We start from the raw sequence: 10,542 nt of genomic DNA, 5'->3' as shown, positions 1-10,542 counted from the left end.
AATTTACTCGTCTAGTATTAACGATCACGGAGTCTGAGCGTCTCTACGGGGGGGCGACGAGATTGAGTGCGTTCTGGTCTCGGGTCATGGGAGTGTTCCGTTCCCAGACCATCGCGACATGGGTGGGTGTCCTCGTAGCCATCGTGGGCGTCCTCGTGGCCATCGTGATCCCTCTGACTCTGACCGGGGGATCGAGCGAGTCGGCCGAGGCGGAGACCCTGCCCCAATCGTCGTCCGCTCTTACCGTCCTGCCCACGACCCCACCAACCTCACGCACCCCCTCGCCGTCACCCGAACCGGCCACTCCGTCGCCTAGCCCCACAGGGTCGCTATCCGCGATCGCCATCGACGACCCCCCTACGTGGCGCATCCCTGACAACTTGGTTGGCACTTGGAAGGGCACGGTGGGCGGCGACTCCGGAACGAGACGGGTTGACATTACCATCACGTTGAATGCTGGAGTCGGCAAAAACAGCAAGGTTGGCACCACGGTGTACACGCGATCGTGGTCGGACGCCGGGGAGTGTAGCGGTGAGCTGTACTTCGCCGACCTGCGGGTGAACGGAGGAATCAGCGTCGACACCGAGCAGGTGAGAGGCCCCAACTGCGGCGACAACTCCTACTCCGGAGCCGGGGTATATAGGCTTGACCCCCGTGACGACGGGCAGTTGGCATTCGCTAGCAACAGTTACACCGGCATGCTCACCCAAAGCTGACAAATGAGGACGGCGGCTGACGACGGATCGCAGGGCTGTTCCTCGATCCTCTGTGGTGTATACCCTATCGGTAGTAGAGGTCGACGCCTACCGGCCCGGCGGCGCGCTGTCGCCGCGTCGGCCGTTCGGGGATTTCCCATCGACCTCGACGGTGAACGACACGAACCAGCGACCTGCCGCGCGCGACCAGTCGGGCATGCCAGGTTCCCATGCCGGGCGGTTCGGCTCGGGTTGCCCCGTCGCAAGGCGAGGCGGCATTAGCGCCACTGTCCGGCGCTCTCATGTGACGGCTACACCCACCTCCCCACCCTCACCACACGACCACGCCACGTCTCGCCGCCCGGGAACAGCCCCGAGATCGACGAACTCGAACCCGCCGCGAGAAGCCAGTCGCCAGTATCAGATCGTCAGTCGCGACCGCGACCGCGACCGCGACCGCGACCGCGACCGGAGTGAACCACGCCCTACGGCCTCCCCCAGCCCACCACCCACCCGAGGTTCGGACTTGCTCGTCTAGTGCAATCGACGTTGCGGCCGGGAGCGCCGAGCCGTTGCCCTCGCGCCCGAGACCGGCCACAGCCGCCGAACCGATTGAAGTCTTCGATGACCTTGCCACGCTACAGCGCGTCGCCGATGCCCTGCGGGCACTGGATTGGGACTTGCCGCCCGGCGAGGGTGTTGGGCGATAGACGGCTCTCCGGCGGCTCTGGTCTCCGAGCGCCGTTCACCAGAGGATGGCCCGTAGCAGCGCCACCCATGTCCCGAGGAGTGCCATGCCCACGCACCAAACCGCCACCTCGCTCCGCGCGCTGGACGGCGTGCGCCTCGCCGCGTCATTGACCACGCCGGATGCCGCGGCTGACCGGGCTGTGGTCCTGGTTCACGGCGGCGGCGTCACCCGTGAGGAGGGCGGCTTCTTCACCCGGCTGGCCGTCGGACTGGCCGAGGCAGGCGTGGCGTCGCTCAGATTCGACCTCCGGGGCCACGGTGAGAGCGACGGCCGCCAGGAGGAGCTAACGCTGTCGTCCATCCTCAACGACATTCGGGTGGCCATCGCTCACGTGCGGGATGCGGCCAGCGTCGATCACGTGAGCCTGCTCGGCGCGAGCTTCGGCGGGGGCATCTGCGGCTACTACGCGGCGAAGCGGCCGGACGACGTCGCCCGCCTGGTGCTGCTCAACCCTCAGTTCAACTACAAGTGGCGCACGATCGACAGCCGGCCGTACTGGCACGACGACCGCCTTGACGACGACATGGTGAAGACGCTCGACGAGCAGGGGGCCATCACCTTCACGCCGACGCTCAAGCACGGCCGCCCGCTGCTGAACGAGGTGTTCTGGCTGCGGCCGGACGAGGCCATCGGCGAGATCGCCGCGCCCACACTGGTGGTACACGGCACCAAAGACACGCTGGTGCCGATCGAATCGTCGCGGGCCGCGATGGGCAAGTTCACCGCCGAGCACCGGTTGGTCGAGGTCGAAGGCTCGCAGCACGGCTTCGCCGTCCATGACGACCCGCAGTACCTCCAGCCCCAGAGCCAGGAGTGGCAGGCGTTCGTGATCCGCACCGTCGCCGAGTGGCTGACAGACGGATAGGTAGGACCCCTTCTGCTCACCGATCACAATCAAGTGGCCCCAGGAGAACCAAGGTTCCCCAGGCCGGCCCAGTCCTGCATCCCGGCCGTGATCAACGATTTGACCTTGGCCTGCCCCTCGACGAGCACGACGTCCGTGAAGCACGCGCATTGCATCAGCGGGCTGCTCCGCGCCACGCACACCACGATCCCGGTCACCTGGAGCCCTCGTGCGGCGGCGATCAGGTTCTCGTCGACCGCTGGCAGCGGCAGCTGCTTCACCAGCTCCGATGCGAACTGCCGCTCGACGGAAGACCGGTTGACCAAGCCGAGCGCGCGGTTGGCGAACTCGCCCATCCCCTCATGAAGCCGCTCGCGCCCTTCCAGAATGGCCCGTGCCAGGCGGGCAAGCGTCTCGCATCGCCGTCCCGACCAGGAGCGAGTCACCCGCTGCCACACCTGGTCACTGACGTACCTGGTCGCCCTGTCGCCAACAACAGCCGGGAAGTTGGAAGTGATCAGGCCTGCGGACGACTCCGATGCCGACCGCACCTGCAATTCCTCACGGCTCGGAGGCCGCGGCGCTGGAGGACGTGGCGCTGCTGGCACGGTTCCCAGCCGGGGTGCCGGCGGTATCGCCGAGGTGCTCCGGCGTGGACGGGTCTGCCGAGTCTGCATCGTCGGCCACGACTGGTGATGCGAGCGGATGTAACAGCGCTGACCGGCCTCCTTGACAGGGTTCCGACATCTCGTCCCGTCGGGACAGATCGCACCGCACCGATACCGATACCGCGCCATGCACTGAGCGTCCAGCCTGCGACGCTAAGTAAGCAATAGCCGAGTTGGCCATCCGTTGACTAAACGAGATAGTCCACCGTGGCAGGCAGATTCGGCCCGGATACACCGTTGACCCACAAGGAGCCGCGATACTCGGCCAGGTCGCAGGGCGTGTTCTAACTGCTACGCAAGCATCGCTTCCCGGAAGTCCCGTGGCCCTGGACGCGCTCGCCACGGCTCAAGCGTCCGACCCACATCAGCCAGGATCGTCAAGGTCCGGCCCGAGCTGGTCGCATGAGCGATCCGCAGTGCATCGAGCGCCGCAGCGGCGGCCTCGTCTGGATGCCCACTGAGGGCAAGGGCCGCGGCCCGACGAGCACCGAACAGTCCGGTGTCCCGACGCGACAGCGAACCCGTGCTCAGGATGCCCCCGAAGATGCCGGCCGCCCGGTCAGGAACGCCTGCCTCGGTGTAGATGGCGGCCGAGCGCAGCTGGAGCGTGACGGTGGTGAAGTGAGACTCGGTCGATGTCGTGGCGCCGGACTCGGCCTCGTCGAGCACATGCCGGGCATTGTCGAGCTTCCGCTCGATAACGGTCAGCGACTCGCCGTGGGTGGCCAAGGCGAGCGCCTCCTGCTGCAACCGCTCGGCGTGGACGGCGGCCCGGGGCGCGGGACACACCCGGGAGGCGGCCTCAGCGAGCGTCAGCATCCGGGCCAGTTCCCGGCCGTCGTAGGCCATCTGCGATTTCTTGATCAAGACATACGCCTGCATGGAGTCGTCCTGAGCTTCCTGAGCCCACTCCATGGCCCGGTCGTACCAGTACGCGGCCGAGCCGGGGTCGTGGAGGTCGCGGTAGAGCCAGCCGGCGAACTCCGCACCGTCAGCCCCGACGGCCAGCAGGTCACGCCGGATTTCAGGCCGGACGTCGCGGGCGTGCTGCTGGATGGCACCAAGCACGCCGAGGACCAGCGGTAAGACACCCAACGGGCCGGCTTCGCCGTCATCAGCTTTGCATCGCTCGAACTGCCGGGCGAAGAAGCCGACGACCGAGCCGTCCAGGTAGCGGCGGGCATCGTCCAGGGCGGCGGCCACGTGCTGCAACTCATCGAGGCCAGCCACCGGCAGGACATGAGCCGCCACCCGACGCGCGGTCGTGCCGCGGATAGCCGGTGGCCCGCCTGGTCTATCCGCAGTTTCGGAATCGGACGCCAGGTTCGCGACGAGATCGTCAAGGCCGTTGGCCCTGGCGGCGCTGGCGTCTATCGGCAGCATGACCTCCCGGCCGCCCAGCAGCACCGGCATCAGGACCGGTGGCTGAGCCTCGGTAACGCCGGCACGGGCACGCGGCGAGCCGGGCAGGTCGAACCACAGCAGCTCGGCCGGTATGCCGAGGATCTGGCTGTAGCGGATCAGCTTGGTCAGTTCCTCGGGTGCCCGGCCGTTCTCGATGCGGCTGAGCTGGGCCTGGGTGAGGCCGAGCCAGGTGCCGACGAGTTCCTGGGGCAGCGTGTGGCCGTGGTGCGGGTGGTTCCGGTAGGCGAAGATCACCCGGCCCATGTGCCAGGTGGCCAGAGCGTCACGCATCTGGTCGAGCGTCCAGAACGCCGACGGCACGGCTGGCGGCCGGGCCTGGGTGTCGAGGGCGGCGCTCTGGCAGGGGCTGCACATCGGGCGCAGGTTGTCGGCGGCCAGGCGGTGGCCGCAGCGGGTGCAGTGGCGGAGCGGGTGCGTGCTCGTCACCGTCTCCCCCTCGGTCGCGCGTCGGACGATCACCAGGACGCTAACACTCCCGGTAGCAGGGTCTATGCGTCGCGCGTATGTCGATCATCACGCATTGGCATGGTCGGGGCGGATTCCGGGCCTGACGCTGAAGACCGTTTCACGTCCTTGATCGGGATGCCGCAGACCAGCCCCGCCGCCCCTCGTGGGTGGCGCGTCGGTCTGGCCTCCCCGGTGCGAAAGGGGGTTGCCCCGTGGCCCTCACGGTCGCCGTACCCGTCTTCGGCCCGCCGGCCGCTGGTAAGACGACGCTGACCGCGAGCCTCGGTCAAATGCCGGGGCATACCGTCTTCCGGCTTCGAGAGCACGTCCCGGAAACCATCCTGGCGGCCACGGCCACCAGCGCCGAGCGGCTGGGCTGGATCGACGACTTCACCGTGGTCACGGCGCTGCGCGGCTACCTCAACACCGTGGCGCAGGGCGGCCAGATCCACACCGTCTTCTTCGACAACTTCCCTGGTAACGCCACCCAGGTCCGCCTGTTCCTGGCGGCGCTTCGTCAGCACGCGCCGGACTGCGTAGCCCGCGCCGTGGAACTGACGGTCGACGTCACGACGCTGTACCGGCGGGCCTTCCAGCGCCGGGTCTGCCACCGCTGCGAACGCGACCCCATCCGCGACCCCCGCCTCCCGGCCGTGCCCAGTACAGATGATGCCCAGCGCTGCGCCCGCTGCGGCGGCATCCTCCACCCCCGCCGGGGCGACGCGCCCCGCCTGCTGCGTGCCCGACTCAACCGCTACCGCCAGACCGCCGACGGCATCCGCCAGGCGTTCGCGGCAGCCGGCATCCCGGTGGCCCAGCTCGACAGCAGCACCTCAGCCGACCACGTCGCTCACGCCGTCACGGCGCTACTGACCCCGAGGAGCAGCCAACTATGACCACTATGTCCCTTGACCCCCCGCGCGTCCGCACGGACGACGACTACGGCCACGCCCGGATGCCCCGTCGGGCGGGTATGCCGGCGCCGGAGCGGATCGAGCGCATCGCCTACGGCCGGTTCCGCAATGTCTACCTCTACATCACCGAGGCTTGCCAGCTGCGCTGCGAACACTGCTACATGGGTGATCGGCTGGACCGGGCGCTCAAGCTGACCCTGCCGGAGATCGCCGCGACGCTGACCACTTGGCGGCGGATGGGCGGCAGCAAGCTGACCATCCTCGGCGGCGAACCGACGCTGCATCCGAACTACGTGGACGCCATCCGGCTCGGCCGGCAGCTCGGCTACGAGGACGTCATCACCACGACCAACGCCCAGAAGCCAGCGGCGCGGAGGTTCCGGCAGCTGGAGCCGGAGGACTTCGCCTACGTCCAGGTCAGCCTCGACGGCGGCAGCGCCGCCACCCACGACCGGGTACGCGGCGCTGGCACGTTCGACACGGCGCTGGAGACGACCGCCGAGCTGACGAGCCGCGGCTTCGACACGCGGATCATCTGCACCGTCAACCAGGCCAACCAGCCGGACGCCCTGAAGCTGCTGGACACCGCCGACGAGCTCGGCGTGTCGCTGGTGAAGTTCCACGTCTTCTCGACCATCGGCGTCGGGCACGGCAACGCCGACATGGCCATCGGACCGGCGGAGTGGGTGACGTTTTGCGACGTGCTGAACGAGATCGCGCCCGGCTACCAGACGCGGGTCTGGTACCAGCCGACCTACGCCCGCCGCGACCAGATGGCCCGCTACGCCGCCGAGGGCTACCAGGGTTGCATCGGGCGGACGCTGGACCGGATCTCGATCTTTCCCGACGGCAGGTGCTACGTCTGCTCCTACCTGTTCGACACCGACCTGTACTTCGCCCGGATGCAGGACGGCCAGGTGGTGCTCAACCGCGGTGACAACGAGTTCGACCTGTTCACGAAGCCGCTCACGACGAGTGCCTGCGGCGGCTGCAAGGCCACGGCCTGCCAGGGCGGCTGCCCGGCCGAGGAGATCGTCATGGGTGGCTCGTCCTGCGCCGCCGAGCCGGACATCGTGCCGGTCTGCCGGCTATGGAAGTCCAGCGCCAAGCCCGAAGACTGAGGAGAAGATCCAGATGGAGCACATCATCTCGCCGCTACGCGGGCTGGACTGGAACGACATCGACGCCGTGGAACACGCCACCCGGAAGGCACTCACCCAGCTGGCCGACGACCCGGAGTTCGTGCGGGAAGCCCTGCTTGCCCTGCCGGAGCGGCCGGAGCTGCTGGCCCTCGCCGAGCACTACGACATCCTCGACAAGATCGTCCTCTACCAGGACGACGCCGGCATCCGGGTGCGGCTGCACGTCTTCCTGCCCGGCCACTTCGACCGGCCGCACAACCACCGCTGGTCGTACGCCAGCCTGATCTTGCGCGGGGAGTACCGGCACTACCTGTTCGGCGACGTCGACGTGGACACCGAACCCGAGCCAGGCAGCCTGGCCGCGTTGCAGGTCCGCCAGGAGCAGGCCGGCGCCAGCTACGCCCTGCACCACGCGATGGTGCACGCCGTGGTAGCCGAGCCGTACACCGTGTCACTGGTCATCCGGGGGCCGGCGGTGAAGGACCGCTTCCTGGTCATGGACCGCAAGACCGGTGAGAGCTGGTGGCAGTTCGGCGCCGCCCAGGAGTCGGCGGGCGAGGCCGCCCGCAAGCGGATGCCCCGAGAGCGGCTCGACGAGCTGACGAGGATGCTGCGGGAGTGGGATCTGTTCTGACCGAACGTGCGGATCGGGGCTACTGGTGCCCGATGACATGATCCACGGCATGGCGGACGAGAGGTTCAAGGACAGCTACATGGGCGAATGGCAGCTCGCCGGCAGTAGCCAGCCACCCGTCGGAGGCGTGCTGACCATCGGCGAGCAGATTCAGCTCCGGACCCCTCGCGGGCTGCGGGACCGCCCCGCTGGTCGGCACATCCAGCACGACCGCCTCACCAACGAAGTGATCATCGGTGACGTTCCGGGACCGGACAACAAGGTCACCCTCCTCGGCTGCCGGAGTGGCGCGAGCAGGACAACCCCGAACGGCATCGGCGACATCGAGACCTTCGCCTCCGCGATGCTGATCGGTGACCGCCACCTGAGCAAGGCTAGCGAACAGACGTTTGACCAGCTCTCGTTCCGGCTCACCGGCCTCAACAGTTGGATGGGCCGACATCCGTTCACCGATGACTCCGATGCCGACTCTGGGGCCATGTACTTCAGACGGCCGCCAGAGGTGACCTTCCCGGTACCCGATGGCCAGGCGATGATCGGCCGGAGCTACAGCGCCACGCACGGCGACACGGTCGGAAGCATCCGGAGCGAGGAGGAGATACAGATCCAGCTCGACCGGCCGCAGTCGTTCAACGCCCTGTACGTGCGCTACATCCGGCCGCTGCGCTTCTTCTTCGATCTCGCCACCGATGAACCCTGCCGGGACAGCCATGTGATCATGGCCAACTCCAAGGTGTTGGCCTCCTATGGCCTGTCTGCGCCCTTCCAGGTTCGGTACGGGGATGCGGCCGAGCCGGAGTACACCAGATCCATCCGCCAGGAGATGGTGTTCACGCTCGATGACATCGAGCCGGCCACCCACCTGCCCCTCTGGTTCGAGCTGGAGGCCCGGCTCAACCCGGTCTGTGATCTGCTGTTCTCGCTGCGAGAGCAGTCGATGCGCTTCATCCCGACCCGGGCCTTCACCGCGGCCTCGGCGGCCGAGGGGATGCACAGCCGCCTGTACGGCAAGAGGGACACCGCCGCGCACCAGGCGCGGCTTGATCGGATCTACCAAGCCGTGGGCGAGGGTCCGGACCAGCAATGGCTGAAGAACAAACTCATGCACTCCGACATCACCTACGCCGGGATGCTAGGCAACCTCATCAACGAGGCGGGGGTCGCCTTCGCCCCGTACCTCGGCCTACAGGTCAAGCGGTGGACCCGGCGCATCAACGACTACCGGAACATCGTGGCCCACACCCTGCCCGGCATGGCCAAGCGACCGGAAGAGGTCCTACGGCTGGCCTCCACCGTCGAGCTGCTGCTGCGGATCATCCTGCTGCGCCGCCTCGGCTTCACCGAGGAGCAGTGCCTCACGATGATCAGCCGCACCTGGCGCTGGCCACGGTTCCGAGCAGCGCTGCCCGTCGAGGTGCCGTACGTCTGCTTGCCGTCAGGCTCAGACCGTCAGCCGAGCCCGGCCAGCCGCAAGGGCCTGTAGTTCCGCGAGCGTCGGGAGCGGCTCGTGATGGGCGCGCTCACAGCGCAGAGCCCCACTGGCGGCAGCCAGTTCCAGGGCATCGCGCATCGACCAGCCCTGATGCAAGCCGTAGATCAGGCCGCCGGAGAAGGCGGTGCCGGCGCAGTGGGTGTGCCGTACCTGCGCCTCGAAAGCCGGCACCCACACTCGTCGGCCGTCCCCGACTGCAATGGCGCCGGATGCCCCGGCGGTGATCATCGCCCAGCGAGCATCCGTCGCGTGCAGCAGCGAGGCCGCCACCGCCGGGGCGGCCTCGTGCTCGGCGTCGTCGACATTGGTCTGGATCAAGGCATCTGGATGATCATGGATCGCGGCGGCCATCGCCGGCGAGAGCGCCGAGCCGCCCAGGTTGATCAGTGTCGGCACGCCGGCCGCCCGCGCGGCCTGGATGGCGCGGACGGCAGCGGCCTCGATGAGCTGGTAGCAGTCAATGTAGGCGAAGGAAGCCCTGGCGAGCGGTGACAGATCGACCGCGGCCAGGGCTTCGGCGACGCCGGGGAGATACGGGAACCAGGTGCGAGTGCCCTGGTCATCGGCAACGATCACAATGGACGGGGTGGGCATACCGGGCGCCAGCTCGGCGGAGGCCGCCACCCGATGCCGATGGAGCCAGGCCCGCACCTGATCGCCCTGGACGTCGTCGCCGATGTCGTTGCTGATCACCAGCGCCGGCACGCCGAGCGCGGCCAGAACGGCGGCGGCCATTGGGCCATCGGCCGCGATCGAGGACTCGGCCCGCCGAACCTCGGCCCCGTGGTTGGCCGGAGGGAAACGATCAACACTCCAAAGCGATGCAGCAGCCAGGTAGCTGAAGCAGACCACCGGGCCGGGATCATCCCCGGGCATCGCTACCAGCCGTAGATCGAGAAGGGCTGGCCAGCGGCGATGTGTTCGAGGGCGGTGCGGCAGTAGGCGATCATGTGGCCGGGAAGCTCGTCGAGTGGGAACCAAGCCAGCCCGCTGCACTTGTCGGGCTCGCGGTTCTCCGGCTCGCCATCCCATGCTCGGACCGTGAAGAAGAAGGCGGCGCGGCCACCGCTGGATGAGTTGTGCATAACGTGGGCAAACTCGACTGCTTCGGGTTGGATCGTAACGCCAATTTCTTCCTTGGCTTCACGGATCAGAGCGGTGACTACAGATTCCCCGGCTTCGAGGTGGCCGGACGGAAGATGGTAGGCACCGTCTTCATAGCCGGTGTTCTGGCGGCAGCCGAACAGGACTTTGTTGCCTTGGAGCAAGACGAGGTGGACGTCGGTGGTGAGTTGGTGGCGAGGCATGAGCGGGTCTCCTTTGACCGATGCCGGGATCAGCCTGTGCGTGTATGACCTGCTGGAAGTATAACGCGAATGCCTCGCTATTCCGATACGCCAGGCCAATTTAGCGACCGTAGTCTTCGATCAGGAAGTCCGCGGCGGATACTGATTCCGACTCGCCTTCGAGCGGGCGTGTAGCCGATCGATACCCTCACGAGCCCCCTCAGTCCATCTCACAGGGTCAGGC

General features: G+C 67.7%; 10 protein-coding genes. 6 read left to right on the top strand and 4 right to left on the bottom strand.

The annotated features are described in order from the left end of the window. Positions 1-491 precede the first annotated feature (491 nt). Positions 492-716: a hypothetical protein gene (locus tag AC08OP_RS13850; protein WP_476614576.1), complete on the top strand. Its 225-nt coding sequence runs from the start codon at positions 492-494 to the stop codon at positions 714-716. An 818-nt stretch (positions 717-1,534) separates the two neighbouring features. Further along, complete coding sequence (locus AC08OP_RS13845) at positions 1,535-2,311, top strand: alpha/beta hydrolase (protein WP_476614575.1); 777 nt, start codon at positions 1,535-1,537, stop codon at positions 2,309-2,311. Between the two features lie 29 nt (positions 2,312-2,340). Here AC08OP_RS13845 and AC08OP_RS13840 read toward each other — a convergent pair whose 3' ends face one another. Together AC08OP_RS13840 and AC08OP_RS13835 are read right to left on the bottom strand one after the other, a co-directional pair. Further along, positions 2,341-2,646: a hypothetical protein gene (locus AC08OP_RS13840; protein WP_476614574.1), complete on the bottom strand. Its 306-nt coding sequence runs from the start codon at positions 2,644-2,646 to the stop codon at positions 2,341-2,343. 603 nt (positions 2,647-3,249) lie between these two features. Then, a complete protein-coding gene (locus AC08OP_RS13835) occupies positions 3,250-4,809 on the bottom strand; it encodes an XRE family transcriptional regulator (protein ID WP_476614573.1) in 1,560 nt (519 codons plus the stop codon). Between the two features lie 233 nt (positions 4,810-5,042). Between AC08OP_RS13835 and AC08OP_RS13830 the strand changes: the two genes are divergently transcribed. From AC08OP_RS13830 to AC08OP_RS13815, 4 genes are read left to right on the top strand one after another with little or no spacing between them, the layout of a single operon-like run. Then, positions 5,043-5,726 carry an adenylate kinase family protein gene (locus AC08OP_RS13830; RefSeq protein WP_476614572.1) on the top strand — a complete coding sequence of 228 codons (684 nt, stop codon included), beginning with the start codon at positions 5,043-5,045 and terminating at the stop codon, positions 5,724-5,726. Continuing rightward, positions 5,723-6,865, top strand: coding sequence for a radical SAM protein (locus tag AC08OP_RS13825; RefSeq protein WP_476614571.1), 1,143 nt, complete (start codon positions 5,723-5,725; stop codon positions 6,863-6,865). Before AC08OP_RS13830 ends, AC08OP_RS13825 begins: the two co-directional genes overlap by 4 nt. 13 nt (positions 6,866-6,878) lie before the next feature. Beyond that, positions 6,879-7,520, top strand: a complete 642-nt coding sequence (locus AC08OP_RS13820; protein ID WP_476614570.1) for a hypothetical protein — start codon at positions 6,879-6,881, stop codon at positions 7,518-7,520. 49 nt (positions 7,521-7,569) lie between these two features. After that, a complete protein-coding gene (locus AC08OP_RS13815; protein WP_476614569.1) occupies positions 7,570-9,003 on the top strand; it encodes an ApeA N-terminal domain 1-containing protein in 1,434 nt (477 codons plus the stop codon). On the opposite strand, the gene AC08OP_RS13810 is transcribed toward AC08OP_RS13815, so the two are convergent. Together AC08OP_RS13810 and AC08OP_RS13805 are read right to left on the bottom strand one after the other, a co-directional pair. Next, on the bottom strand, positions 8,962-9,747 hold the full coding sequence (locus AC08OP_RS13810) for a carbohydrate kinase family protein (RefSeq protein ID WP_476614568.1): 786 nt from the start codon (positions 9,745-9,747) through the stop codon (positions 8,962-8,964). The two genes, AC08OP_RS13815 and AC08OP_RS13810, sit on opposite strands and share 42 nt — an antisense overlap. Positions 9,748-9,890: 143 nt before the next feature. After that, entirely contained in the window at positions 9,891-10,319 is a 429-nt protein-coding gene (locus AC08OP_RS13805; protein ID WP_476614567.1) for an NUDIX hydrolase, read from the bottom strand. Positions 10,320-10,542: the final 223 nt, after the last annotated feature.

Source organism: Frankia sp. CeRuru1, assembly GCF_977966315.1.
This window is presented reverse-complemented; position numbering and strand designations above follow the sequence as displayed.

Bases quoted from the DNA above. Each gene is read 5' to 3' on its own strand.
- AC08OP_RS13840 (WP_476614574.1), bottom strand. From the start codon at position 2,646: ATGGGCGAGTTCGCCAACCGCGCGCTCGGCTTGGTCAACCGGTCTTCC.
- AC08OP_RS13825 (WP_476614571.1), top strand. From the start codon at position 5,723: ATGACCACTATGTCCCTTGACCCCCCGCGCGTCCGCACGGACGACGAC.
- AC08OP_RS13820 (WP_476614570.1), top strand. From the start codon at position 6,879: ATGGAGCACATCATCTCGCCGCTACGCGGGCTGGACTGGAACGACATC.
- AC08OP_RS13815 (WP_476614569.1), top strand. From the start codon at position 7,570: ATGGCGGACGAGAGGTTCAAGGACAGCTACATGGGCGAATGGCAGCTC.
- AC08OP_RS13810 (WP_476614568.1), bottom strand. From the start codon at position 9,747: ATGGCCGCCGCCGTTCTGGCCGCGCTCGGCGTGCCGGCGCTGGTGATC.
- AC08OP_RS13805 (WP_476614567.1), bottom strand. From the start codon at position 10,319: ATGCCTCGCCACCAACTCACCACCGACGTCCACCTCGTCTTGCTCCAA.